Source organism: Ruegeria sp. O5, from assembly GCF_056535105.1.
In genome coordinates this window covers 265,504-289,887 of sequence record NZ_JBQERN010000003.1, presented here as the reverse complement: position 1 = coordinate 289,887, position 24,384 = coordinate 265,504, and the positions used below count along the sequence as shown (strand labels likewise).

General features: G+C 57.8%; 23 protein-coding genes and 1 tRNA gene. 17 read left to right on the top strand and 7 right to left on the bottom strand.

Annotation, left to right across the window (positions count from 1 at the left end):
• Positions 1-27 precede the first annotated feature (27 nt).
• From ACR0M3_RS07560 to ACR0M3_RS07535, 6 genes are read left to right on the top strand one after another with little or no spacing between them, the layout of a single operon-like run.
• Complete coding sequence (locus ACR0M3_RS07560; RefSeq protein WP_480486506.1) at positions 28-1,005, top strand: ABC transporter permease; 978 nt, start codon at positions 28-30, stop codon at positions 1,003-1,005.
• On the top strand, positions 1,002-1,925 hold the full coding sequence (locus tag ACR0M3_RS07555; protein ID WP_480472946.1) for an ABC transporter permease: 924 nt from the start codon (positions 1,002-1,004) through the stop codon (positions 1,923-1,925). Before ACR0M3_RS07560 ends, ACR0M3_RS07555 begins: the two co-directional genes overlap by 4 nt.
• Positions 1,922-2,899 carry an ABC transporter ATP-binding protein gene (locus ACR0M3_RS07550; RefSeq protein ID WP_480472948.1) on the top strand — a complete coding sequence of 326 codons (978 nt, stop codon included), beginning with the start codon at positions 1,922-1,924 and terminating at the stop codon, positions 2,897-2,899. Before ACR0M3_RS07555 ends, ACR0M3_RS07550 begins: the two co-directional genes overlap by 4 nt.
• Positions 2,896-3,900: an ABC transporter ATP-binding protein gene (locus ACR0M3_RS07545; protein WP_480910096.1), complete on the top strand. Its 1,005-nt coding sequence runs from the start codon at positions 2,896-2,898 to the stop codon at positions 3,898-3,900. The genes ACR0M3_RS07550 and ACR0M3_RS07545 overlap by 4 nt, the downstream gene beginning before the upstream one ends.
• A 20-nt stretch (positions 3,901-3,920) precedes the next feature.
• Entirely contained in the window at positions 3,921-5,327 is a 1,407-nt protein-coding gene (locus ACR0M3_RS07540) for an amidohydrolase (RefSeq protein ID WP_480472950.1), read from the top strand.
• A 12-nt stretch (positions 5,328-5,339) separates the two neighbouring features.
• On the top strand, positions 5,340-6,725 hold the full coding sequence (locus tag ACR0M3_RS07535) for a M20 family metallopeptidase (protein WP_480472952.1): 1,386 nt from the start codon (positions 5,340-5,342) through the stop codon (positions 6,723-6,725).
• Positions 6,726-6,923: 198 nt separating this feature from the next.
• On the opposite strand, the gene ACR0M3_RS07530 is transcribed toward ACR0M3_RS07535, so the two are convergent.
• The 4 genes from ACR0M3_RS07530 to ACR0M3_RS07515 all read right to left on the bottom strand — a co-directional run bounded on the left by ACR0M3_RS07530 (position 6,924) and on the right by ACR0M3_RS07515 (position 11,752).
• Entirely contained in the window at positions 6,924-8,309 is a 1,386-nt protein-coding gene (locus ACR0M3_RS07530) for an IS1182 family transposase (RefSeq protein WP_480910095.1), read from the bottom strand.
• A gap of 156 nt (positions 8,310-8,465) precedes the next feature.
• Positions 8,466-9,944, bottom strand: a complete 1,479-nt coding sequence (gene terL, locus ACR0M3_RS07525) for a phage terminase large subunit (protein WP_480898941.1) — start codon at positions 9,942-9,944, stop codon at positions 8,466-8,468.
• Complete coding sequence (locus ACR0M3_RS07520) at positions 9,931-10,365, bottom strand: DUF5681 domain-containing protein (RefSeq protein ID WP_480506340.1); 435 nt, start codon at positions 10,363-10,365, stop codon at positions 9,931-9,933. The genes terL and ACR0M3_RS07520 overlap by 14 nt, the downstream gene beginning before the upstream one ends.
• Positions 10,358-11,752, bottom strand: coding sequence for a site-specific DNA-methyltransferase (locus tag ACR0M3_RS07515; protein ID WP_480604333.1), 1,395 nt, complete (start codon positions 11,750-11,752; stop codon positions 10,358-10,360). Before ACR0M3_RS07515 ends, ACR0M3_RS07520 begins: the two co-directional genes overlap by 8 nt.
• 463 nt (positions 11,753-12,215) lie before the next feature.
• On the opposite strand from ACR0M3_RS07515, the gene ACR0M3_RS07510 reads away from it, so the two are divergent.
• From ACR0M3_RS07510 to ACR0M3_RS07500, 3 genes are read left to right on the top strand one after another with little or no spacing between them, the layout of a single operon-like run.
• Complete coding sequence (locus ACR0M3_RS07510; protein ID WP_480506338.1) at positions 12,216-12,446, top strand: DUF3489 domain-containing protein; 231 nt, start codon at positions 12,216-12,218, stop codon at positions 12,444-12,446.
• A complete protein-coding gene (locus ACR0M3_RS07505; RefSeq protein WP_480910094.1) occupies positions 12,443-12,859 on the top strand; it encodes a DUF2924 domain-containing protein in 417 nt (138 codons plus the stop codon). Before ACR0M3_RS07510 ends, ACR0M3_RS07505 begins: the two co-directional genes overlap by 4 nt.
• Positions 12,856-14,559, top strand: a complete 1,704-nt coding sequence (locus ACR0M3_RS07500) for a recombinase family protein (RefSeq protein WP_480910093.1) — start codon at positions 12,856-12,858, stop codon at positions 14,557-14,559. Before ACR0M3_RS07505 ends, ACR0M3_RS07500 begins: the two co-directional genes overlap by 4 nt.
• 351 nt (positions 14,560-14,910) lie before the next feature.
• Here the strand turns inward: ACR0M3_RS07500 and ACR0M3_RS07495 are convergent.
• Positions 14,911-15,000: transfer RNA gene (locus tag ACR0M3_RS07495), tRNA-Ser, on the bottom strand.
• Between the two features lie 202 nt (positions 15,001-15,202).
• Between ACR0M3_RS07495 and ACR0M3_RS07490 the strand changes: the two genes are divergently transcribed.
• The 8 genes from ACR0M3_RS07490 to ACR0M3_RS07455 all read left to right on the top strand — a co-directional run bounded on the left by ACR0M3_RS07490 (position 15,203) and on the right by ACR0M3_RS07455 (position 22,758).
• Positions 15,203-16,483 carry an SPOR domain-containing protein gene (locus tag ACR0M3_RS07490; protein ID WP_480910092.1) on the top strand — a complete coding sequence of 427 codons (1,281 nt, stop codon included), beginning with the start codon at positions 15,203-15,205 and terminating at the stop codon, positions 16,481-16,483.
• 16 nt (positions 16,484-16,499) lie between these two features.
• Complete coding sequence (locus tag ACR0M3_RS07485; RefSeq protein WP_480910091.1) at positions 16,500-17,666, top strand: D-alanyl-D-alanine carboxypeptidase family protein; 1,167 nt, start codon at positions 16,500-16,502, stop codon at positions 17,664-17,666.
• Positions 17,663-18,289: a dTMP kinase gene (tmk, locus tag ACR0M3_RS07480; RefSeq protein WP_267362759.1), complete on the top strand. Its 627-nt coding sequence runs from the start codon at positions 17,663-17,665 to the stop codon at positions 18,287-18,289. The genes ACR0M3_RS07485 and tmk overlap by 4 nt, the downstream gene beginning before the upstream one ends.
• Positions 18,290-18,292: 3 nt before the next feature.
• Positions 18,293-19,414: a DNA polymerase III subunit delta' gene (locus ACR0M3_RS07475; RefSeq protein WP_480910090.1), complete on the top strand. Its 1,122-nt coding sequence runs from the start codon at positions 18,293-18,295 to the stop codon at positions 19,412-19,414.
• Positions 19,411-20,217 carry a TatD family hydrolase gene (locus ACR0M3_RS07470; RefSeq protein WP_480910089.1) on the top strand — a complete coding sequence of 269 codons (807 nt, stop codon included), beginning with the start codon at positions 19,411-19,413 and terminating at the stop codon, positions 20,215-20,217. The genes ACR0M3_RS07475 and ACR0M3_RS07470 overlap by 4 nt, the downstream gene beginning before the upstream one ends.
• On the top strand, positions 20,214-21,032 hold the full coding sequence (locus ACR0M3_RS07465) for an MBL fold metallo-hydrolase (RefSeq protein ID WP_480910088.1): 819 nt from the start codon (positions 20,214-20,216) through the stop codon (positions 21,030-21,032). Before ACR0M3_RS07470 ends, ACR0M3_RS07465 begins: the two co-directional genes overlap by 4 nt.
• A gap of 33 nt (positions 21,033-21,065) precedes the next feature.
• Positions 21,066-21,998, top strand: coding sequence for an AEC family transporter (locus ACR0M3_RS07460; RefSeq protein WP_480910087.1), 933 nt, complete (start codon positions 21,066-21,068; stop codon positions 21,996-21,998).
• A gap of 61 nt (positions 21,999-22,059) precedes the next feature.
• On the top strand, positions 22,060-22,758 hold the full coding sequence (locus ACR0M3_RS07455; protein ID WP_480910086.1) for a CbiX/SirB N-terminal domain-containing protein: 699 nt from the start codon (positions 22,060-22,062) through the stop codon (positions 22,756-22,758).
• A gap of 38 nt (positions 22,759-22,796) precedes the next feature.
• Here ACR0M3_RS07455 and ACR0M3_RS07450 read toward each other — a convergent pair whose 3' ends face one another.
• The gene (locus ACR0M3_RS07450; RefSeq protein WP_480537459.1) at positions 22,797-23,789 is read right to left on the bottom strand and encodes a diguanylate cyclase domain-containing protein; all 993 of its coding nucleotides are present in this window, start codon (positions 23,787-23,789) and stop codon (positions 22,797-22,799) included.
• Positions 23,786-24,373, bottom strand: a complete 588-nt coding sequence (locus tag ACR0M3_RS07445) for a heme NO-binding domain-containing protein (RefSeq protein WP_480481768.1) — start codon at positions 24,371-24,373, stop codon at positions 23,786-23,788. Before ACR0M3_RS07445 ends, ACR0M3_RS07450 begins: the two co-directional genes overlap by 4 nt.
• Between the last annotated feature and the right edge of the window lie 11 nt (positions 24,374-24,384).

The following is a 24,384-nucleotide window of genomic DNA, read 5'->3' as shown; positions in this document are numbered from 1 at the left end:
CGGAGCGTTTGCCCAGGGAATGTCCTCATGACCGTTTTTGTCATTCGCCGATTGCTGCAAGCAATGCTTGTTGTCTTCCTGATGTCGGTGATTGTCTTTTTCGGCGTCAATATCGTTGGTGACCCGGTCTACATGCTGGTCAGCCCCGACGCGGATCAGGCTGACATCGAAGCTGCAATTCGACGGCTTGGATTGGATCGGCCTATTTGGGAACAGTACTGGTTGTTCCTCAAAGGTGCTGCACAGGGTGACCTCGGCGACAGTTTCGTCTTCGGTGAGCCCGCGCTCAAACTGATCCTGCACCATATGCCTGCCACGATGGAACTGGCCTTCAGTGCACTCTTTCTTGCTATCGTGATCGGTATTCCATTGGGTCTTTATGCCGGGCTCTATCCCGACAGCCCGCTGTCCAAGGGCATTATGGCTGGCTCAATCCTTGGGTTTTCGCTGCCGACCTTCTGGGTCGGGCTTATGCTCATCATGCTGTTTGCCGTAGAACTTAGATGGCTCCCAGCGACAGGGCGCGGCGATATCGGCTCGTTTCTTGGGATTCACAGCAGCCTTTTTACGCTCGATGGGTTGAGCCACATCTTCCTGCCTGCTCTCAACCTAGCGCTTCTTAAGATTTCACTGGCAATCCGCCTTACCCGAGCGGGTGTCCGGGAAGCGATGGGACAGGATTACGTGAAGTATGCCCGGGCCAAAGGGCTTTCGACCCGACGCATCATTCTGGTGCATGTAATGAAAAACATCATGATCCCGGTAGTGACCGTCATGGGCCTCGAATTCGGTAGTTTGATCGGGTTCTCGGTGGTGACTGAATCAATCTTCGCGTGGCCGGGAATGGGCAAACTGCTGATCGACGCAATACTGCAATTGGATCGGCCTGTCGTCGTCGCCTATCTGATGATCATCGTACTGTTCTTCGTGCTGATCAATCTGATCGTCGACATACTCTACTCGATCCTCGATCCGAGGGTTCGTTTGCAGGATCAGGGCGCATGACCGACACCGTCACAGATCATTCTCTGACCCCCGCCAAGTCCCCTAAAGTCGAGACGCCGTTCCAGCGATTTCGGGCCGAGTTCTTCGAAAGCAGGATCGCAACAGCGGCGCTCGGCATATTCCTGATCATCGTTCTGCTGGCCATCCTGGCACCCTGGATCACGCCGCAGAACCCCTACGATCTTGGCCAGGTCAGCGTCATGGATGGGCGCTTGCCTCCAGGTTCCGAAGCATTCGACGGATACACGATGTGGCTCGGTTCGGACGGGTCTGGACGCGATCTCTACTCGGCAATTCTCTATGGCTTGCGTATTTCTCTGACCGTTGGGCTTGCATCTGGGGTGATTGCCCTTCTGATCGGTATGGCGATCGGTCTGGTCGCGGCCTACGCCGGAGGCCGGACCGAAGCGTTCATCATGCGCATCGTGGATCTTCAACTGTCGTTCCCGGCATCGCTTGTTGCGCTGATGATGGTTGCGGCACTTGGTAAGGGTGTCGACAAGATCATCCTCGCCCTCGTGATCGCGCAATGGGCTTATTACGCCCGCACGGTTCGCGCGACCGCGCTTGTCGAGCGTGGCAAGGAATATGTCGAAGCCGCGCAATGCCTTGGAATATCGCGACCCCGGATCGTCTTTCGCCATATCCTTCCGAATTGCATGGCGCCTCTGATCGTCGTTGGCACGGTGCAAACCGCCAGCGCAATCTCATTGGAAGCGACGCTTTCGTTTCTTGGCGTAGGCCTTCCACAGACTGAACCGTCGATTGGGGTGCTGATCGCAAATGGCTTCGAGTACATGCTGTCCGGGCGCTACTGGATATCCGTTTTCCCCGGCATCGCGCTCTTGCTGACGGTCGTGTCCATCAACCTTGTGGGCGACCATTTGCGCGATGTTTTGAACCCGAGGTTGAAGAAATGACGGCAGTACTCGAAGTCAGCGGGCTAAAGACCCACTTCTTCACGCACGCGGGTGTGGTCAAGGCCGTAGATGGTGTGGATTTCACCGTCTCCAAGGGCGAGGTAATGGGTCTGGTGGGTGAGTCCGGGTCGGGCAAGTCGATCACCGGGTTTTCCATCCTTGGGCTGATCGATCCTCCCGGGCGCATCGTCGATGGGTCAATCCGTTTTAATGGTGACGAGATCGCGAACGCACCGGAAGAGCGACTCAAGACCTTGCGTGGCAACCGAATCTCGATGATCTTTCAGGATCCGATGATGACGCTCAACCCGGTCCTGCGCGTCGATACGCAGATGATCGAGGCCATTCTCGCCCATGAAAACGTAAGCCGCCAAACCGCCTGGGAAAGAAGCCGTGATGCGCTTGGTTTGGTTGGCATCCCATCGCCGGAAGAGCGATTGCAAGCCTATCCGCATCAGCTTTCCGGTGGGATGCGGCAGCGCGTGGCGATTGCGACAGCCTTCTTGAACCAGCCGGACCTCATTATTGCCGACGAGCCGACGACAGCGCTCGACGTGACAATTCAGGCGCAGATCATCCACGAGGCACAGAAGCTGACGAAACGCACGGGAACCGCGATGATCTGGATCACGCATGACCTTGCCGTTGTGGCAGGGCTCGCGGACCGGATTTCGGTGATGTACGCAGGACGGATCGTTGAGCAAGGCAGTATCGACGATGTTATCGACCGTCCGTTGCATCCCTATACGGTCGGGCTTCTCGGATCGGTTCCGACGGCGAACCGGCGCGGGCAGCGTTTGTTCCAGATCGAAGGGATGACGCCAAACATGCTCGCCCTGCCTGAAGGATGCGCCTTTGGACCGCGTTGTCAGGCCCGAACGGCAGCGTGTTCCAAGCGCCCCCCGATTAAGGACGTGGATGGCCGCAGCCTTCGCTGTTTCAATCCGCAACGCACCAAGGAGACGACGCTTTGAGTGAGCCGCTCGTTGAAATCCGAGGCGTTTCGAAGCGCTTCACCAAACGTTTGGACGTCGCGGGGAAAATCGCACAGCGACTTGGCGCAATCATCCGGGAAGAAACGGTCCATGCTGTCGATAACGTGAACCTGTCGATTCAAAAGGGTGAGGTTCTGGGATTGGTCGGCGAATCCGGCTGCGGCAAGTCCACTTTGGGACGTGTTGTTGCCGGCATTCACCCTGCAAGTGACGGACAGATGTTCTACGGAGGCAAAGATGTTGCGACGTTGAACGGCACCGACAAACGCGCGGCGACCCTCGCAATTCAGATGATCTTCCAGGACCCCTTTGCCAGCCTAAATCCGCGAATGCGCGTCGAAGATATCATCGGCGAAGCACCGCGTATGCATGGGATCGTCCGCAAGGCAGAGAGTGCGGAATACGTGGACGACGTGATGCGCAAGGTCGGCCTCGACCCGTCGCTCAAGCGGCGTTACGCGCATCAGTTTTCCGGCGGTCAGAGGCAACGGATTGGAATTGCACGTGCGCTCGCCGTGAAGCCGAAGTTCCTTGTCTGCGACGAAGCCATCGCTGCGCTGGACGTGTCGATCCAGGCGCAGGTTATCAACTTGTTCATGGATCTGCGCGAAGAGCTGGGCCTGACCTATCTGTTCATCAGCCATGACCTGAGCGTCGTCGAACACATCGCCGACCGCGTGGCGATCATGTATCTGGGCCGCATTGTCGAGAGCGCATCGACTGAGGAAATTTTTTCGGACCCACGCCATCCCTACACGAAAGCGCTGCTTGCAGAGGCTCCGCGCCTTGATCAGCGCCGGCGTGAGTTTGCCCCGATTGAGGGGGAAATTCCGTCGCCGCTCGATCCGCCATCTGGATGTACCTTCCACCCGCGTTGCCCGGTGGCGACCGCTGAGTGCCGCACCACTGTTCCTGAACTGAAAGCGGGGCGCGGCGGGCGCGAAACGGCTTGCCTGCTGGAACACGCCGAAACCGTTTGAACGAGAAGCTGGAGAGCCCCTTGAAAAACGCCGATCCGATCTGGGACCACGTCGACCGCCATCGTGATGATTTTATCGCCTTGTCAGATCGAGTCTTTGACACGCCCGAGACGCTTTATGCCGAGTACAAGTCCGTCGCCGAACATGTGCAGATGTTACGCGCTCAGGGCTTCAAGATAACAGAGAACGCAGCTGGCATTCCTACGGCCGTGATTGGCGAAGCAGGAGACGAGGGTCCGGTGATTGCCATCCTCGGCGAGTTCGATGCGCTGCCATATCTGAGCCAGGCGCCAGGTGTGGCTGAACATCAGCCGCTTGAAGAGGGTGGCAACGGGCATGGGTGTGGTCACAATCTTTTAGGGGCCGCCGCACTCTTGGCCGCGACGGCGGTGAAAGACTGGCTGGCCGAAAACGGCATCAAGGGCCGTGTGCGATACTATGGCTGCCCCGCTGAAGAAGGGGGCGCGGCCAAGACATACATGGTGCGCGAAGGACTGTTCGATGATGTCGACGCAGCCATCTCGTGGCATCCAGCGACCTTCACAGGCGTGAATGAGGCCAGATCGCTCGCGAACACCCGGATCGATTTCACTTTTCATGGAAAAGCTGCCCATGCGGCGGGTGCACCGGAATTGGGTAGGTCGGCGCTTGATGCGGTTGAACTGATGAACATCGGTGTAAATTACCTGCGCGAGCACATGCCCGACAGCGCCCGGGTTCACTACGCCTATCTCGATGCAGGTGGTGTTGCGCCGAACGTGGTGCAGGCCAAGGCCACAGTGCGCCAACTCGTCCGCGCCAGCTCGCTACCGGACCTCGCCGATTTGGTTACGCGCGTCCGAAAGATTGCGGACGGCGCGGCGCTGATGACAGGAACGCAAGTTACCAGCCAGGTCTTTTCCGGCGTTTCAAACCTGCTTGGCAACCGTCCTTTGGAAGAAACCATGCAGCACGAGCTAGAGAAACTTGGACCCGTCGCCTTTGACGAGGCAGATCTCAGTTTTGCCCGCGACATTCAGACCACATTAACCGCCGCTGACATCAATACGACCTTCAAGCGGATCGGTGCTAAGCCCAAAAAAAATCTCGCACTCTGCGACTTCATCGCACCTCTTGATCGCCACAGCGATGGCGGCGAAGGCTCGACAGATGTTGGCGACGTGAGTTGGGCAGTCCCAACCGTTCAGGCACGAGTTGCCACCTGTGCTATAGGAACGCCGTTTCATACGTGGCAAACAGTGGCACAAGGCAAGGCGCCCGCGGCTCACAAAGGCATGGTCTACGCGGCAAAAGCAATGGCCGCGACAGCTTGTCGACTGGTTGAGGATCCCTCGCGCATCGAAGCTGCATGCGCGACGCATCAAGACCATCTGGGCCAAACACCTTACACATGTCCGATCCCGGACGACGTGCGTCCACCTGTCTGAGGCAAAACAACCGTGACCCGCGCCTCTGCAATAGACAACGCCGCCCAGTTTTTCGACACCGGTCAATTTGCAACAGAACTTAGCGAACTGGTTGCCCATGAGACGGAGAGCCAGACACAAGAAAAAGCCGCGGAGCTTCCGCGCTATCTTGAGGAAGCCCTCGTTCCGCGCCTGAGCAGACTCGGGTTCTCCTGTGAAATCTACCCGAACCCTGTGCACGATGCCGGACCGATCTTGGTTGCAGAGCGCATCGAGGACGACACGCGTCCGACAATCCTGTCCTACGGGCATGGCGACGTGATCCGCGCGCAAACGGATCAATGGCGCGACGGGCTTCACCCATTTCGACTGGTTGATGAGTGCGACCGCCTCTATGGACGCGGAACAGCCGACAATAAGGGGCAGCATCTCATCAATTTGGCGGCGCTGAGCGCTGTCATTGAGGCCCGTGGAGCGCTCGGCTTCAACATGCGCATTCTCATTGAAATGGGCGAAGAAATGGGATCACCGGGGTTGTCGGAGTTTTGCGCCAAGCACAAGGACAACCTAGCCGCAGACGTCCTGATCGCATCGGACGGGCCGCGCCTTCAGTCCGACACGCCCACGTTGTTCATGGGGGCAAGGGGCGGCAATTCGTTCGACCTCATCGTTGATCTAAGAGACGGCGCGCACCATTCGGGTAACTGGGGCGGTTTGCTTGCCGACCCCGCGATGATCCTTGCACAAGCCCTCTCGACGATCACCGATGTGCGGGGCCAAATCCAAATACCAGAATGGCGGCCGACCAGCCTGACTGAAGACATCCGGGACACCCTGCGCAACTTGCCGGTTGGCGGGGATGGTGGTCCGAAGATTGACGAGAATTGGGGAGAGGAAGGCCTGACACCGGCCGAACGCGTCTTCGGCTGGAACAGTTTTGCGGTCCTCGCAATGAAAAGCGGTGTCCCCGAGGCACCGGTCAACGCGATCTCGGGATTTGCCATAGCCGCCTGCCAGCTCCGCTTCGTTGTTGGCACTAACCAATCCGATATCCTGCCCGCCCTTCGACGCCACCTTGATGCGAGAGGTTTTGAGATCGTTCAGATCAAGCCTCATGACCGCAGCTTCTTTGATGCAACGCGAACGTCGCCCAACCATCCGTGGGTGTCTTTTGTCGCGCGTTCGCTTGAAAAAACGTGTGGGAAGCCACCCCATGTCCTGCCAAATCTCGCCGGTTCCTTGCCCAACGAGGTCTTTTCCGATTTGCTCGGTCTCCCAACGGTTTGGGTGCCGCACTCCTATCGCGGCTGTTCGCAGCACGCGCCAAACGAGCACGTGTTAAAGTCAGTTTCGCGTGATGCATTGCGCGCAATGGCCGGGCTTTTTTGGGATATTGGCGACCTTGCCAGGTCGCTCTGATCCCGCGCCACAAAGGACTTCATCCGTACCTGGATCGGGCGTGTATCGCATATCTGACTGTAAATGACCGCTTTCACAGATTGGTAGAGTTGCTCTCGCATATGCAGCGAAAGTCAGCTGTCCGCCCGATTCTGTTGAAAAACAACGGTTGCTGACGCAGAAAGTGGTGCTTTGAACAGAGCGCGAGTGCGTTTCCATTCAGGCTTTGCGCATTTGCTGCGGTGCAGGGAATATCTTGGCCAGTTTGCGGAGGTTTTGGGCTGTGGCGGCGAGGAGAAATTCGTCATTTGCACCGCATGGGCCACGTAATCGGAGCCGTCCCATCCCGAGGATGCGTTTGAGGTGGGCGAAAAGCATCTCGACCTTCTTTCTGAGTTTCATCGAGATCTCGTATTGCTTGGTCTTGGCGATGTCGCGTGCGACCTGACGGGCGTCTTCGTGCTCCTCACGGGTGATCTTGCGAGCTTCGGTGTTTGGACAGCATTTGGCTTTGGATGGACAGATCTGACAGACCTCTTTCAAGGCGCGATAACGTGCAGTGCCCTTGCCAGTCGGCCCCCTGTTCGGGTCTGAGTAGTTACGGCGGAACTGCTTCAGGGCGTGACCTTCTGGACAGACATATTGATCGTTTTCTGCGTCCCACTCAAAGTCGGCGCGGGTCCAGGTGCCATCGTTGCGGCCGGACTTATCGAAGACCGGGATATGTGGTGCGATCTTGCGGTCGACAAGCCAACCCAGGAGCGGCCCGGTGCCATAGGCGGTGTCCGCGATCAGCCGTTCGGGATGCAGATCGAACTTATCCTCTACCCGGTCCAGCATGGTTTTGGTTGATCCGACCTCGGCTTGTCGGATCGAACGGGTCGCCTCGACATCGACGATGACGCCATGGTCGGTGTCGATCAGATAATTGTCAGAATAGCTAAAGAATGCTGGCCCTTTACGCGCTGCCGTCCACTGGCTGGCAGGATCGGAATGGGATGTGAACTTGGGCTGGACTTCGCTGGCGGCACCGAATGCAGCTTCATCTAACGTATCGAGATACTCGCGAACGGCGCGAGGCGCATCTGCCGGGTCGATGTCGGAGACGCACCAATCTTCTTTGGGTGTCGAATTCTGCTTGTTGGCATCCGCCTCGATCAGGCTGGCATCAATTGCCAGGCGCTGGCCGCTGACCAAACCTTCCGCGATGCAACGCGCAACAGTCGTCTCGAACAGATGACGCAGCAGCTCACTCTCACGGAACCGACCATGTCGGTTCTTGGAAAACGTCGAATGATCAGGCACGCAGTCAGTCAGATCGAGGCGACAAAACCAACGATAGGCCAGGTTCAAATGCACCTCTTCACAAAGCCGCCGTTCAGATCGGATGCCGAAGCAATATCCCACCAGCAGCATCCGGATCAGCAGCTCAGGATCGACGGATGGCCGACCGGTGTGGCTGTAGAAATCTGCGAGATAGGCGCGGATGCCACCCAGATCGACAAAGCGATCAATCGAGCGCAGCAAGTGGTCTTGGGGAATATGATTCTCAAGAGAAAATTCGTAGAACAACGCCGCCTGCGCTTCCTGCTTCGGTCCCATCATGGCTGGTCCTCCCCCCCCCACTAAAGGAATTGAATCAGCAGTTCAGCCCTCGATCAAGGAAGAGTTTTTCAACAAAATACGCCGTTCGGACCCAATGACCAAGGTTTCGCTGGGCGGTTCTAGGCCGACTACCGGCCTCGAACTTTGGTTTCTGTTCTACCGCCGTCTGATCCGCTCGCGACGGCGCTCGCGACGTTCGATGTTTATCTGATGATCATGGCCTAGCGCGCGGTAGAATCCCAATCCCTTGGACCAGTTCAGAAAGTGGGCAAAGCTGTCGACCTGATCGTCATTGCGACCGCGTGGAAAGGACTGCAGTTCCCGTTTGAACGCCGCCAGCCAGGGCGCGTCTGCAGGCAGATACACCTTGCCCTCTTCGATAGGACCGCACGCGGACTGGAACCGGGTTTCCTTGTCCTTGTCAGGTCTAATGCGTTCATAGCGCCGACGGTCATCACGAAACAATTCGTCCAAAAGCGGTTTGCCAGAAGCGGCATCCTCGATCAGAACTCGATCCGGATCCCAGCGACTGACAAGCTGCAGTGCCTTGGCTTTCAGGTCTGGGTAGTCCACCTGCCCACGCCAGACGTCGAGAAGGTACCACGCATTTTCTCGGAACCCCCAGGTTGTACAGACCGAGAAGTCGGACCGGGGATCCGCAGACATCCCCGTATCCCAGCTTTGAACGACAAGCTGATACCAGCGGCGATCTTGGATAGTCTTGTAGGTACCAAACCACTCCCAGCGCAGGGGTGACCCGTCGGGAGCAATGGGGTTCTGCTGATACTGGCAATTGAACACGGCTGCGCCCATTTCACGACGCTTGGTATCCAGCGTGTCCTGATCCAAACGGGACGGGCAAAGGAGATCACCCGGTTTGCGGCACATGACCCTTCCACGCCCAAGAGGCACTGTCTCATGGTCTTCGGCGATGGCAGGCAGGTTCAGGTGCCGATAGGTACCGCGGTCCAGCAGATAACCCGGCGGATCCATCTCGTGCAACCGCTGTGCAACCATAACCACACGCCCTTCGGACGGGTTGTCAAAGCGCGACAGCAAGGTCCCCTCAATGAACTCCTGTGCCTTGACCAGTTCAGCTTCGGAGCCCGCATCGCCGGCTTTCAGCAGGTCATCGATGATGATGTAGTCAGCGCCATGTCCAGTCACAGAACTTCCGATGGAGACAGCCTTACGGCTGCCTCCCTTTGTGGTGCGGATTTCTTCTGAGGTGTTGCCCTTTTTAGCCAAGACCGTTTCAGGGAACATTCCCCGGTACCAGCGCGCAGACATGATCCGACGACAATCCTCGGAATGTTTGCGTGCCAGATCCAGCCCGTAGCTGGCAACAATAATCTTGGCGCTGGGGTTATGACCGAGAAGATAAGCGACATAGGCAACGGCCACGGTGACCGATTTCAGGCACCGGGGCGGAATGTTGATAATCAACCGCTTGTTCTCGCCGACGCGAACGTTGTCCAACTCATGGCACATGGCCCGCACATGCCAAGCCGGATCAAAGCTGTGGTCAGTTCCTTGGTGCAGCGTGTCAAACACACGCCAAACAAAGGGAAAGAAATTGTCCCGGCAAACCTCGCGCGCGGCTTGCAGGACCATTTTTGGATCAGGAGCCGTCATCTTCCGCCTCCTCATCTTCCGCACCGCCGTCACCGTCCAATTGGCTGGAAAAGAAATCCCGGAGGATGTCGTAGTCGACCTTATCCGGCCCTTCCAAAGCAGCGCTGGCCTGTCCGCTCCCATCATCTGAACCGCCAAACAGATCAGAGTCGACCTTAAGAAGCGCCATCAGCAATTTCGTGTCGCCCTTCAAAGCACCTGCCATGAGCCGCTTTGCAATTGCCTCCGCCTTGGAAATTCGGGTTTCGTGGTTGCCTTCGCGGACTGTGATCTTGGTTTCCAGTTCGCGTTTCAGGCTGGCATTCACGCCTTTGGCAGCTTTCGGTCGTCCTTTCGGATTTCCGGATCGCCCTTTTTGGAACCGGGTTGCTTTGGGCGGCTTGCCGTAGCCGACCTCATACTCTTTCGTATTGTCAGACATGACCCACCTCCAGCTCTGAGGTGGCATCAGTTGCCGCAGAATGCGCATCGAACGTCTGGCCTGTTACCGCGTGCACGGCGCTCTCACCGGTCATCTCCTGCCAACGGCGGATGGCGACATCGACATAAGCCGGATCGAGCTCAATCAGCCGCGCCCGGCGCCCAGTTTTCTCAGCTGCCAACAACGTCGCGCCGGATCCGCCAAAGGTATCCAGCACAACATCACCGCGGTGGCTCACATCCATGATGGCATCTGCAACCAAGGCTGTCGGCTTCACCGTGGGATGATCAGCGAGATCCGCTTCACGCCCTGCCCCAAAGCTGTTCACACCGGCATAGTCCCAGACATTGGTCCGGTTGCGCCCGTGTTTTCCCAGTTCGACATTGTTGATATGCGCCGCACCTGGTTTCTTGAAGATCGCGACCAGCTCGTGCTTGGAACGATAAAGGCTGCCCATCCCGCCGTTCGTCTTGTTCCAGACGCAAAGATTGATGAGATCAAAGCCGCCTGCCTTGCCGGCCGCAATCAGTTCTTCAATGTGACGCCAGTCCATGCAGATCATCGCGATGCCTCCGTCCGGCAGGCAGTCAATCAGCCGGTTGTTCACGTCCGAGAGAAAGCTACGGAATTCGCTGGCCGACATTTCTCCTGACGCCATGGCAAACTCGCGATGATCGCCACCGGTGCCACAGCGAACATGCCCATTGACCGCTACATTGTAAGGAGGATCTGTGAACACCATCTGCGGGCGTTCGCTCTTTAGCAGAGTGTCGTAGCTCTGGGCTTGCAAGGAATCCCCACAGAAGATGCGATGATCTCCGAGAACCCAAAGGTCGCCCGGCTCCGTGACTACGGGTGCCGCAGGGTTCGGCGTCTCAACAGATTCTGCTTCGGTCTCCGTGGCCTCGCCCGTGCCGTCGATGATAATGTCGATCTCCGGTGTTTCGAACCCGGTGATGTCCAGATCAAAGTCCAGCTCGCCATCAAGGCTGAGATCCATCAGCTCGGCAAATTCAATCTGCAGAGCAGCTTCGTTCCAGTCGGACAACTCCGCCAGCTTGTTATCCGCAATGCGCAGAGCGCGCACTTCCGCGTCTGACAAGTGATCCGCGACAACAGTCGGCACCGACATCAACCCCAGAGCCTTGGCGGCTTCATAGCGGCCGTGACCCGCTATGATTGTGCCCGAACCATCCAACAGGATCGGGGTGACAAAGCCAAACTTGGCCACCGACGCCTTCAGCTTGTCGATGTTCTTGGCCGTATGCACGCGGTTGTTATTGTCGTAGAGCTTGATCTGGCTGATCTGGGATTGAATGACTTTGTCCGCCATCCAGATCGGCGTTTTGGACGCCTTGGCGTCGCTCTGTGTTTTCTTAGTAGGCATTGCCGCCTCCTTTCGTTTGACGCTCGTTAGCGTCGACAAGAAAGGATCGTGTTGGGAATTCGGAGAGAGCACGAATAGCAACTCTCCGGACCAATCGATCCGGTTCGTTGCCCCTTCGAATGCTCTCGGTCTTATCCGCTTCGAAAAATGCGGCGCCGAATGCTGCCTGGGAGATGTATTCACCTCCCCGTGGGACCTTGTCCCTTGCAGGGCTGGCTAGAATCTATGCGCGGGCTTTTGCAATTGCAACCCCCAAGCAAAAAGTAACCAATTAAGATTGTTGACGAATAATCGGGGGTACAGCAGCAACACCCGACATAACACAGCCCTCTTCGGATTGCCCCAGAAAGAGCTGGACTGTTGCTGCGAACCACGCATCACTGAACCCACGCCCGAGCCATTCGGGCGCTCCTCGGTACGGGGGTTCGGCATTCCGCCAGCCCCAGATCAGAGGAGACAATACATGTCCAAATCCAAACCAACCAAAATTGACAAGGTGCAAGCTTTGTTGCGTCGCCCGAACGGTGCCAGCCTTGAGGCGCTCTGCAAAGCAACGGGGTGGCAGCCTCATTCGGTCCGAGCGGCATTGAGTGGGTTACGGAAGAAAGGCGCGACGATTGAACGGCGGACATCCGACAAACAAAATGGATCATCCACGTATCACCTGACGGCGGGAACAGGAGAAGAGTCATGACCAAGACCAGCGACGTCGCCGATCTGGCCGCCATGAGTCGATCGGATCTGGTCACGCTTTGGCAGCAACTGTTTGATCAACCCGCGCCCGCCATGCTCAGCCAACCCTTCCTGCGCCGTTTTATCGCCTTTGAGATGCAGTCCCGCTGTCATGGCGGGCTACCCCGGCAGGTCAAAGCCACGCTGGAAAAGGGTTCCGAGAAAAAACCCCGGCCAGCCTGCCCTGCTCTTAAACCCGGCGGGCGCCTGCTGCGCGAGTGGAATGGCGTGACCCATATGGTCGATGTGACAGGGGACGGCTTCACTTGGAACGGTCGGTCCTATCGCTCGCTCTCAGCCATAGCCCGAGAGATTACCGGCGCGCATTGGTCAGGGCCGCGTTTTTTCGGACTCACCCGAAAGATCGCCAAATGAGCCCGCGCCGTAAAATCCGATGCGCGATCTATACGCGCAAGTCCTCAGAAGATGGACTGGACCAGGACTTTAATTCGCTGGACGCTCAGTATGAGGCCTGCGCGGCCTATGTCGCCAGCCAGCGGCACGAAGGTTGGACCCTTTTGCCAGACCGCTACGATGACGGTGGCCTGTCGGGCGGCACCCTAGAGCGCCCTGCCGTTCAGCGCCTTCTTGAAGAGATAGATGTCGGGCGCATCGACATGGTTGTGGTCTACAAGATCGACCGGCTGACCCGATCGCTCGCCGACTTCTCCAAGCTGGTCGAACGGCTGGAACAAGCGAACTGTTCTTTTGTGTCCGTCACACAAGCATTCAACACCTCCTCATCCATGGGTCGGTTGACCCTGAATGTACTCTTGTCCTTTGCTCAGTTTGAACGGGAAGTCACCGCGGAACGTATTCGCGACAAGATTGCAGCGTCTAAGAAAAAGGGGCTTTGGATGGGCGGCAACCTGCCGCTCGGCTATGACCGCCACCCCGACCCAAAAGCAAGAACGCTGGTCGTGAATGAGGATGAGGCCAGAACGGTCCGGCATCTCTTTGGGCTCTATGATGAGCTGGGTTGCCTGCGCAAAGTAGAAGAGCGGGCAACGGCAGAAGACCTGCGATCAAAACGGGCTGTTCGGGCGGATGGAAGCGTGAAGGGGAATTGCCCGCTGTCACGCGGCCAGATCTATTATCTGCTGCGCAACCCGGTTTACCTCGGAAAAATCCGGCACAAGGATAAGATCTGGGACGGGCAACATCCGGCGATCATCGACCAGGACATCTGGGACCGGGTGCAGGAGAAAATGCGCGAAGCGTCGCAGCGATCCCGTGCAGACCCTTCACCTGATGCGCGCCAACGCACCAATGACCCCGGCGCCTGGCTCACTGGTCTGCTGCAGGACGAAACTGGTGATCGGTTGACGCCAACCCACACCACGCGCAAAGGCCGACGGTTGCGCTATTACGTCTCCAATCGACTGATCTCGGGCGGCAAGGATACCTCCGGCTGGCGACTGCCCGGCCCGGCGCTGGAAAACGCAGTCATTGATGTCATCGCCAGACATCTTCAAGAGGCCGCCGCCGCGCACCAAGTACTGGCGCAGCCCGAGGCTGGGTCAGCCGCGGTGATCCAGACGTCAATTGCCGATTTGGTGACTCGGCTTCAACGCCAAGGCGGTTATGTGGGCGCTGCTCTTCTGGCCAGCGGCGAAATTGCACGAGGACACTTTGAACTCGAGTTAAACCCCAAGACTCTGGCAAGCGCAGTTGGTATTGCTGCGGACCATCTGCACCCGGATCTCACCCACGTCACCGCATCTTTCGATCTGCGCCGCCGCGGCGTCGAGGCCAAGGTCATCGCCGGAGATATGGCACCCCAACCTGATCCCCACCTCCGGTCCATGCTGATCCGCGCCCATGGCTGGGCCCGAGATCTGAAATCCGGAGTTCAACTGATGGAGATTGCACGCCGCGAGAGCGTTCCCTGCGCCTTCATCCGTACCCGTTCCCAGCTCGCGTTTCTCTCACCGAAGATTCAAGCCGCGATTCTCGACGGCACTCAGCCGCCCGAACTCACACTCAAGCGTCTGGTCAGCGTGACCCACCCAGTTGACTGGACCGAACAGGAACGCCAGTTCGGCTTTTTATTGCTTCAAATCCTGCGTCCCTGATATAGGGTTTGCCCTACCTGATCCGGTGGAACAATTCTCTGTTCCCGCGAGGAAGTTCCCTGTTCCACTTTTTAGGGAATTTGCAACATAAACCTCTGAAAAACATACAGTTCCGACAGGTGAAATAACGGAACTCAGACCTGTTTCGCGAAATTTCCCTGTAAATTGCAGGTTATCAGGGAAATCCAGCCCAAAGCGACCCCGCCAAAATGCGGCACTGAGACTGCGGCCGGAATTGCGCTCTGAATGTACAGTCCGCTCCGTCTCTGATTGAAAGCGCACGCGCCAACTCGCGGAAATTGCGACACAATTTCGGGTCAGAAAACACAACTGAAGTGAGACAGGTATGAGTGGCGGGGAGACAGGGATTCGAACCCTGGGGACGCTCTCACGCCCAACGGTTTTCAAGACCGCCGCATTCGACCACTCTGCCACCTCCCCGTCGAAGGCAGGGTCTAAGCGCAAGTTCGGTCAGAGGCAAGTCGAAATCGGGATTTCTTGCCGAAGCCCGCGCAGCGGTCTTTCCATGACTCTTCAGCCGCGTTATGATCCCCGAAATAGACCGAAACAGGCTGGCAAGCAGAACCAGCAGACCGGCAGCGGGGTTCCGAGAACGAGACCCCTTCAGGCAAGGGATAAGCAGATGAAGCGAGCGATCATGACACGCCCGGGACCGAAACGGTTGGCGTATCTGGCGTTGACTTTGACAGTTTTGAGCGGGTGTGAAGACATTCTTCAAGAGGCTGAAAAACCTGAAGAAAACTCAAACAAAACCGAACTCCTTCCCGAGGTAGCCTCGGGCTCGCAGCGTGACGTCGAAGCCCCCGAGGTTTTTCAGGTCACCGAAGCGGGGCTTTGGGATGGCAGGCCCTCGCTGGGCGGGATCTGGGTTGCCTATCCGGAAGTATCCCAGCCCGAGCGTGTCGTAATTACGAACACCGCAAACAACAAGTCTGTAACAGGGGCCCTGTTCCGACGTGAACGCAACCTGCCCGGCCCGGCGCTACAGGTCTCATCTGCGGCTGCGGAACAGCTCGGAATGCTGGCGGGCGCGCCGACAAAGGTCAGTGTGGTCGCTTTGCGCCGTGAAGCTGTAAAGGAATCACCACCCGAGGACGCGCCCAAACCGGAAGACGAGGCGGCAGATACGGCTGCGGTATCGGACACCGCGGCCACCGACGATCCATCCGCGGCAGATACCGAAAAACCGGCCAAGCCGAAATGGTGGCAAAAGAAGGCGCCAGCGGCAGCAGCCGGTTCGGCAGTGGTTGCGGCGGATGCGGCAAGTTCTGCCAACGCAGCGACCGAAGGTACGGACACGACCACAGCTGCGGCATCAGCCACTGAGGACCCAACAGAGCCCGCTGAAGAAAAACCCGCCAAGCGGAAGTGGTGGCAGAAAAAAGAGCCAACAGCGGCAGCGGCGGGAGCCACCGTGGCTGCGGCGGGTGCAGCAACAGGCGGTGCTGATGTGGCCGCAGATGTTGCGGCAGCCGCAGCTGCACCGGCGTTGTCGGACGCGCCGGTCGAAGCCCCCGCTGAAAAGCCTGCAAAACGGAAGTGGTGGCAAAAGAAAGACCCCACTGAGATCACCGAAACGCCACTGGATCCCATCGAAGGCGCTGCATCCGCGATTGACGCGACCGAAGCGGTTCCTGCCGCAGCGGCGGCAACAGGCGCTGCGTCTCCGCTGAGCAAACCATTTGTGCAGATCGGCACGTTCAGCGTCGAAGCAAATGCGAATGCCGCCGCCGAGAAAGTGCGCCGGAATGGCATGTCGACTGTTGTGCGGGAACTGAAAACCGAAAACAAAACAGTATGGCGGGTCCTGGTTGGCCCTGCCGCAACCCGGGCCGAACGCAAGGCCATTCAAAAAGATGTAAAGGACCTTGGTTTCAAAGATGCGTTCACCGTGTCCGACTGATACAAGGAGGCATAACATGCTATCCTCATTGCGAACTTCTGTTCTGGCCATTGGGCTTGCCGTTCTGGCAATCCCGGCTCAGGCTTTTGATACATCTGCCCGCGCGGCTTATGTGATCGATCAGACCACCGGTACGGTGCTTTTGGCGAAAGACGCCGATCAGCCCTTGCCTCCTGCATCCATGTCCAAGCTCATGACGCTGTATGTTGCTTTCGAAGCGCTGCGTGACGGAAGACTGACGCTGGACGAAACCCTGCCCGTGTCCGAACACGCGATGAGCTATGGCGGCTCGACCATGTTTCTGAACACGCAGGACCGGGTTCGGGTCGAGGATCTGCTGCGCGGCATCATCGTTCTGTCAGGCAACGACGCCTGCGTGGTCCTCGCCGAGGCGCTAAGCCCTGACGGGACAGAGGCCGGGTTTGCCCGCTATATGACCCAGCGCGCAAAGCAGATCGGTATGAACAACTCGAATTTCGCGAACTCGAACGGTTGGCCTGCCGCCGGACATATGATGTCGGTTCATGATCTTGCGGTTCTGGCCGACAGGCTGATTACCGACTTTCCCGAATACTACCCCCTGTTTTCAGAAGAGGTATTCGAATTCGATGGCCGTGCGCCATCGAATGCCCGTAACCGCAATCCATTGCTGAAACTGAGCATTGGCGCGGATGGCCTGAAAACCGGCCACACGCAGGAGGCCGGATACGGCCTGGTCGGGTCTGCCAAACAAGGCGATCGCCGTGTCATCTTTGTCCTCAGCGGGCTGGACAGCACCGGTCAACGGGCAGAGGAGGCTGAGGCCGTGGTTAACTGGTCGATTCGAAATTTTGTCGAGAGGACAGTTGCCAACGCGGAAACGCCGATAGCCGAAGCCAAGCTGTGGATGGGCGAGAAGAAGACCGTAGGCCTTGTACCTGACGGCGATCTGACGGTTCTGTTTCCGGTTCTGGGCACACAAAACGTCAAGGCCGAAGTTGTGTATCAGGGTCCCGTCAATGCACCGGTCAAGAAAGGCCAGCAACTGGCCGAACTTGTCATCAAGCCTGAAGGATTGCCGGAAATTCGACGTCCACTGGTGGCAGCGGAAGACGTTGCAATTGGTGGATTTGTCGTCCGTATGCTGACCGTTGGCGGCATAGTTCTGAAAGACGTGATCAATAACCCACTGGAGTCGATGTGACCAAGGCGGGGTTATTTCTGACTTTCGAAGGCATTGACGGATCAGGCAAGTCAACTCAGGCGCGGATGCTGGCGGATCAACTGCGGGCGCAGGGTCATGAGGTCGTTTTGACGCGTGAACCGGGCGGCTCACCCGGCGCGGAGGAAATCCGCAGCCTGGTATTGGAAGGTGATCCCGACCGCTGGTCGGCCGAAACGGAAATCCTGCTTTTCACGGCCGCCCGCCGCGACCATCTGGAACGTACGATCGAACCCGCACTTGCCGCAGGGCAAGTGGTGATCTGCGACCGCTTTGCCGACAGCACACGTATGTATCAGGGCCTGTCGCGGGGCGATCTGCGCGGCCTTGTTGATCAGCTGCACAGCCTGATGATCAAGCGCGAGCCGGACTTGACGCTGCTGATCGACATGGACCCCGATACCGGCCTGTCCCGCGCCAAAGGGCGGCAAGGCGCGGAAGAACGGTTCGAAGATTTCGGCCCGGACCTACAAAGGAAAATGCGGGCGGGCTTTCTGGCACTGGCCCATGAGTTTTCCGACCGTTTCCGCGTGGTGGACGGTAACCGGGACATGGACAGCGTTGCGCAGGATGTGACAGAAATCGTCCAGGCTGCTTTGCGATAGACGATGAATGACGAAATCCCCTCTCCGGATCAGGTGCCCGGTGCGCCACATCCCCGCGAGACCGTCCGGCTTTTTGGTCAGGATGCGGCGGAACAGGCGTTTCTGACCGCCTACAACTCGGACCGGCTGCACCACGGCTGGTTGCTGACCGGGCCGCGTGGCGTCGGCAAGGCAACGTTGGCCTGGCGGATTGCGCGGTTCTTGCTGGCAACACCTTTGGCAAACGACGGTGGGCTGTTTGGCGCGCCGCCACCGCCAGAGACGCTCGACATTGATCGCGACCACCCGGTGTCACGTCGCATTCTGGCCGGGGCCGAGCCGGGATTGGCCGCGATAGCCCGGTCGCTGAATGATCAGGGGCGGCTGCGCAACGAAATCGTTGTGGACGACGTCCGAAAGCTGGGAAAGTTCTTTGGCCTGTCCTCTGCCGATGGCGGGCGCCGGGTCGTAATCGTGGATTCGGCGGATGAGATGAATGTCAGCGCCGCCAATGCTTTGCTGAAGATGCTGGAAGAGCCTCCGGCGCGTACAACTCTTTTGCTGGTATCGCACCAACCCTCGCGCTTGTTGCCGACCATCCGCTCTCGGTGCCGGACCTTGCGTCTTGGGCCCCTGAGTGCCGGGGATATGCAGGACGCGCTGTCGCAAACCGGGACGACCTTACCGACGCACCCCGAATATCTCGCCGCATTGGCCGCTGGCTCGGTCGGGGAGGCCGTTCGCCTGATCAATCTGGGCGGGCTTGAAATCTATGCCGAACTGATTGCCATTCTGGGCACCCTGCCCCGCCTGGACCGGCAGCGCGCGCTGGCTCTGGCCGAGGCTGCGGCACAACGCGGCGCGGCCGAGCGGTTTGATTTGCTGCTGACACTGATCGATATCGCCTTGTCTCGGCTGGCCCTGACCGGGGCAACCGGCGCACCGCCGACCTCTGAGGCCGCCCCTAACGAAGCTGAAACGCTGGCCAGACTGTCAGATTCTTCGGATCAGGCCCGTCGCTGGGCCGAAGTCGCAGCGACAATCACAGCCCGCACGCGACATGGTCAGGCGGTGAACCTTGACCCTGTCGCTCTGGTCCTAGATACGGTGTTCAAGATACAGGAAACCGCCGGCCAGGTCAGATGAGCGACACCCCCCAGATCACCGACAGTCACTGCCATCTGGACTTCCCGGATTTTGACGGTCAGTTGGACGACATCATCTCGCGCGCGGCCGATGCTGGCGTGACCCGGATGGTGACGATTTGCACCAAGCTGCGCAATGAACCCGCAGTCCGCGCAATTGCCGAAGCCCATGCACCGGTATTCTACGCCGCAGGCACCCATCCGATGAGCGCCGCTGACGAGCCTATGGTCTCGGTCGATGAATTGGTTGCGCTGGCACAACATCCCAAATTTGTGGGCATCGGTGAATCAGGTCTGGATTACCACTATACCGCCGACAGCGCTGAGCTTCAGAAGCAATCTCTGCGCATTCATATCGAAGCCGCCCAGCGCACAGGGTTGCCTTTGATCATTCATGCCCGCGCGGCAGACGACGATATGGCCCAAATTCTGGCCGAAGAGTATCGCAACGCGCCCTATTCCTGCGTGATGCACTGTTTCTCGTCCTCGGCCGAGTTGGCCAAAGCCGCGCTGGATCTTGGGTTTTATCTGTCCATGTCCGGCATTGCGGCCTTTCCCAAAAGCCAGGAGTTGCGCGACATTTTCGCAAGCGCACCGGTGGATCGCATTCTGGTGGAAACCGATGCGCCCTATCTTGCGCCGCCCCCTTATCGTGGCAAGCGAAACGAACCGGCCTATACCGCACATACAGCCCGAAAAGGGGCTGAAGTGTTCGGTCTGGAGTATCCGGCTTTTGCCGCCCAAACTCAGGCAAACTTTGACCGGCTGTTCAGCAAGGCGGCAACGAACAGGGCCGCTGCATGACCGAATTGCGATTTACCATTCTGGGCTGCGGATCGTCAGGCGGCGTACCCCGGTTGGGTGGCCACTGGGGTGCTTGCGATCCTGCTAACCCCAAGAACATTCGCCGGCGCTGTTCCCTGCTTGTCGAGCGTAACGGCCCCGGCGGCACAACCTCAGTGTTGATTGATACGACCCCGGACATGCGCAGCCAGTTGCTGGACACGGGCACCGGGCGGCTTGATGGTGTAGTCTATACACACTCTCACGCGGATCATGTCCATGGAATCGACGACCTGCGCATGATCGTGTTCAACATGAAAACCCGTGTACCGGTCTGGGCTGATGGTGATACCCAGAACGCCCTGCTGGGGCGGTTTGGATACGCCTTCATTCAACCCGAAGGGTCACCTTATCCTCCGATCCTCGACCTCAAGTCCATCGACGGACCGTTCGAAATTGATGGACCCGGCGGGCCCATTCCGTTTCGTCCATTCAAGGTCAATCACGGCTCGATAGATTCTCTAGGTTTTCGCATGGGACGGCTCGCCTATTTGCCGGATGTTGCCGAAATATACGACGACGCATGGCCTGAAATGGAAGGGTTGGAATATCTCATCATCGACGCCCTACGCCGAAGCCCACATCCCACACATGCACATCTGGAAAAAACGCTTGAGTGGATTGAGAAGCTGCAACCAAAACAGGCGATACTAACCAACATGCATATCGATCTGGACTATATGACCGTCGATGCAGAAACTCCGGACAATATCACCCCCGCCTATGACGGGATGGTGATACATCACGCGTTTCAGGCCCCTGTTCCTTTTGCATAAGATATCGCAACCTGGCCGTTGCACGGGGGCCAAATGCTGCAAAGTCTGATTGACGTCATTCTTCCTGTCTTTCTTGTGATCGGCGCCGGTTACACGGCAACACGAACAGGATATTTCAAAGAAGACCATGTCGACGGGCTGATGAGATTTACTCAAGGGTTCGCGATCCCATGCCTGTTGTTTCTTGCCATCGCGCATCTGGACCTCAGCGCCAGTTTCGATCCCCGGCTTTTGGCCAGTTTCTATTCCGCCGCCGCCATGTGTTTCATCACTGGTCTTTTTGGTGCGCGCATCATTTTCGGCCGCGAATGGGAAGACTGCGTGGCAATCGGGTTTTGTTGCCTGTTCTCTAACTCGGTTCTGCTGGGATTGCCGATTACCGAACGCGCTTATGGTCCCGAGAACCTGACAGGCAACTATGCGATTATCGCCTTCCATTCCCCGTTTTGTTACGGCGTAGGGATCACGGTGATGGAGGTTGTCCGCAATCGCGGAAACGGTGGCGTACGCATGGCGCGTTCTGTTCTGTCGGCAATGTTCAAGAACGCGCTGATCCTTGGTATTGCACTGGGATTCGTGGTTAATCTATCCGGTTTGGCCATCCCGGCTGTAGTGGACGAAGCCCTTGGTCTGATCACGCGGGCCGCCTTGCCTGGCGCCCTGTTTGCACTGGGCGGGGTACTGGTCAAATACAAACCCGAAGGCGATCTGCGCACCATCGCTTTTGTTTGCGCAATCTCGCTGATGCTGCATCCCAGCCTTGTGTGGATATTCGGCAAATCCACAGGGCTGCCTCAGGATCTGTTCCGCTCGGGCGTGTTGAACGCAGCCATGGCGCCGGGGTTCAACGCCTATATCTTTGCTAACATGTATGGCCGCGCCAAGCGGGTGGCAGCTTCGGCTGTTCTCATTGGGACAGCCACATCCATCCTGACTGTCTGGCTTTGGCTAACGGTTCTGGGCTAACAGTAGTGTTGACTTCGGTTCGCACAGAGGCACCTAACGCATATCGTGTCAGGAGATCCAAATGCCACATGCCATCATCGTCGCACATGGTCAGCCGTCCGATCCAGAACCGGCCGAGGCTGCTTTGGCTGCGTTCGCGGCTACGGTCGACGCCCTGACCGAGCATGTAACGGTGCATGCAGCAACTCTGGCCGCGCCCGGCGCGTTCGAGGCTAAGCTGAGCAGCCTGCCGGAAAACACGGTCATTTATCCGCTTTTCATGGCAAATGGATGGTTTGTCACCAGCGCTTTGCCCAAACGATTAGGGGATCACAAAGCGCGCATTCTAGACCCGTTGGGTGTTGACCCAGAGCTACCGGAATTGACCGCACGCGCCCTGCAATCCGAATTGTCCGAAAGGAATTGGGCAGCTGCGTCGACCGACCTGGTTATTGCCGCACATGGGTCAGGGCGTAGCCGAAACCCCTCGGTCGTGGCTCTGAACTTCGCATCTCAACTTGAGGAAATGCTGGCTTTCAAATCTGTCCGCGTTGGGTTTGTTGAAGAACCACCTTCCATTTCCGAAGCCGCAACCGGCACGGGGGCTCAGGCGCTGTGCCTTCCGTTCTTTGCCTGCACCGGGGGGCACGCAGTGGACGACGTGCCTGCAGGATTGAGCCAAGCAGGGTTCAAAGGCGTTCTGCTGCCAGTGGTAGGGGAACTGCCACCCATCCGGCACCAGATTGCCAAGCAGTTAAAAAAGGCCGTTCAGCTCGCTTGAAAATTCGCCTGAAATCTTTGACCCGGAAGCAGGAAAACTCAGGTTTGCGCTTTGATCAGCGTGGAATACAGGCGGTGGCAGGACCGGCCGTCTCGCTTGGCCTGATAAAGGGCGACGTCGGCGGCGTGAAGGATGTCGGCGGCTTTGGGAACCTTGAACTGGGTGGACAAGGCCGTTCCGATACTTGCAGAGATACAGCACGGTTGGTCCTGAAACATCATGGGTTCATTCAACCTTGCGATCAGACGGCCGGCGATGGACTCCAGAGTTTCTTCCCGCGTCAGGCCCTTGAAAATTATGACAAACTCATCCCCACCAACCCGGGCAACCGTATCGTCTCCACGCGTCTCTTCAAGCATGATGCGGGCCGCCTGTTGCAGAACGTAATCCCCGGCGGCATGGCCCAGCCGATCATTCACGGATTTAAAGAAGTCTAAATCCAGATGCATAAGGGCAAATGTAGAATTTGCCAGGATCAGATGCCCCAACAAATGATCCATCGCGCGGCGGTTCTTCAATCCTGTCAATGTATCGGTATATGCCTGCTCTTCCGCGGCTAGCATTGCCCCCTGAAGCCTGAGATTAAGTGAACGAGACGCTTCCATCGCGGCGGATTTGGCTTCGACCAGATACAACAGCTCGATCGCCAGGTCAGTGCCGGAAAAATCAGCGCTTGTCAGGGCGTAATCCCGAACCGCATCCAAAATCGAAATACCGAATGACAGATTGATGACTGCACCGCCCGAGTCGGGCAAGGGCGCGACCAGGCCTTTCAGGGTCGTACGCGGTTCATCGCGAAATCTCAGATGCAGTTTGGCACCGGCCATCGACATCAACGCGGGAAGGGTGGTGACTGTTCTGGGGCGGATCAGCTCGAACACGTCCAGAACACCCAGCCCGACCAAAGGCAATTCGGGCCGCAGCTTTTGCAGTGTCGGACCCGCTTGTTGAATGCGTCCGCTTCGGTCCACCAACAGGAACATCGGGCAAAGCGTTTCCAGAAGATCTGCCAGTTCCTGAGTATGTTTCATCTGTTCCGAGCCCCCAGATCAAAATGGCGCCCCTCGGCAAAGGCGCTTTCGACCAAAATGATTGAAATGATTTCACAACACTCTTGACGACCCTCATGCGACAGCATCACCAGCGCACCATAATCATCGGCCATCGCGCGCAGGACCCCGACCATAACACTGGAGAATCCCGGTAAGTCCGGAAGGCAGCACAACTGGTATTCCGTGGCTGAAAGCTCTCTCAACTCAAGCGCAGGCAAATTCAGATCAGAGACAGCCAGTCTTACACGATCCGCAAGATCATCGAGGGAATGAAGGAACTCAACATAGGTGACACCCCCAAACCTAAGCAGTCGGCGCAGCCCTTCCATGTTCGGATGGGACACCAGATATGTTCCCAGATCTTCGAGGATTTCCGCCTGTGGTCGATTGAGGTCAATACTCAGGGCCTCAAGCAACCGGGTCGTCATGTCATCATCATAGATGAGCATGGCTTCAAATTCGACAAACCCTAGCCGCGCACCTTCGGTCACGCGAACCCAGCAGGATTGCCCGTAGGTCGCGCCGACAAAGGACTGTATCGCCCGATTGATCAGACCATGCATCGGATGCCTCA

Excerpts from the sequence above, each read along its gene's own strand:
- ACR0M3_RS07470 (WP_480910089.1), top strand. The coding sequence starts at position 19,411 with ATGAGCGACACCCCCCAGATCACCGACAGTCACTGCCATCTGGACTTC.
- ACR0M3_RS07505 (WP_480910094.1), top strand. The coding sequence starts at position 12,443 with ATGACCAAGACCAGCGACGTCGCCGATCTGGCCGCCATGAGTCGATCG.
- ACR0M3_RS07475 (WP_480910090.1), top strand. The coding sequence starts at position 18,293 with ATGAATGACGAAATCCCCTCTCCGGATCAGGTGCCCGGTGCGCCACAT.
- ACR0M3_RS07515 (WP_480604333.1), bottom strand. The coding sequence starts at position 11,752 with ATGCCTACTAAGAAAACACAGAGCGACGCCAAGGCGTCCAAAACGCCG.
- ACR0M3_RS07550 (WP_480472948.1), top strand. The coding sequence starts at position 1,922 with ATGACGGCAGTACTCGAAGTCAGCGGGCTAAAGACCCACTTCTTCACG.
- ACR0M3_RS07490 (WP_480910092.1), top strand. The coding sequence starts at position 15,203 with ATGAAGCGAGCGATCATGACACGCCCGGGACCGAAACGGTTGGCGTAT.
- ACR0M3_RS07460 (WP_480910087.1), top strand. The coding sequence starts at position 21,066 with ATGCTGCAAAGTCTGATTGACGTCATTCTTCCTGTCTTTCTTGTGATC.
- ACR0M3_RS07455 (WP_480910086.1), top strand. The coding sequence starts at position 22,060 with ATGCCACATGCCATCATCGTCGCACATGGTCAGCCGTCCGATCCAGAA.
- ACR0M3_RS07485 (WP_480910091.1), top strand. The coding sequence starts at position 16,500 with ATGCTATCCTCATTGCGAACTTCTGTTCTGGCCATTGGGCTTGCCGTT.
- ACR0M3_RS07520 (WP_480506340.1), bottom strand. The coding sequence starts at position 10,365 with ATGTCTGACAATACGAAAGAGTATGAGGTCGGCTACGGCAAGCCGCCC.
- ACR0M3_RS07530 (WP_480910095.1), bottom strand. The coding sequence starts at position 8,309 with ATGATGGGACCGAAGCAGGAAGCGCAGGCGGCGTTGTTCTACGAATTT.
- ACR0M3_RS07450 (WP_480537459.1), bottom strand. The coding sequence starts at position 23,789 with ATGAAACATACTCAGGAACTGGCAGATCTTCTGGAAACGCTTTGCCCG.
- ACR0M3_RS07560 (WP_480486506.1), top strand. The coding sequence starts at position 28 with ATGACCGTTTTTGTCATTCGCCGATTGCTGCAAGCAATGCTTGTTGTC.
- ACR0M3_RS07510 (WP_480506338.1), top strand. The coding sequence starts at position 12,216 with ATGTCCAAATCCAAACCAACCAAAATTGACAAGGTGCAAGCTTTGTTG.
- ACR0M3_RS07500 (WP_480910093.1), top strand. The coding sequence starts at position 12,856 with ATGAGCCCGCGCCGTAAAATCCGATGCGCGATCTATACGCGCAAGTCC.
- ACR0M3_RS07465 (WP_480910088.1), top strand. The coding sequence starts at position 20,214 with ATGACCGAATTGCGATTTACCATTCTGGGCTGCGGATCGTCAGGCGGC.
- ACR0M3_RS07555 (WP_480472946.1), top strand. The coding sequence starts at position 1,002 with ATGACCGACACCGTCACAGATCATTCTCTGACCCCCGCCAAGTCCCCT.
- terL (WP_480898941.1), bottom strand. The coding sequence starts at position 9,944 with ATGACGGCTCCTGATCCAAAAATGGTCCTGCAAGCCGCGCGCGAGGTT.
- ACR0M3_RS07445 (WP_480481768.1), bottom strand. The coding sequence starts at position 24,373 with ATGCATGGTCTGATCAATCGGGCGATACAGTCCTTTGTCGGCGCGACC.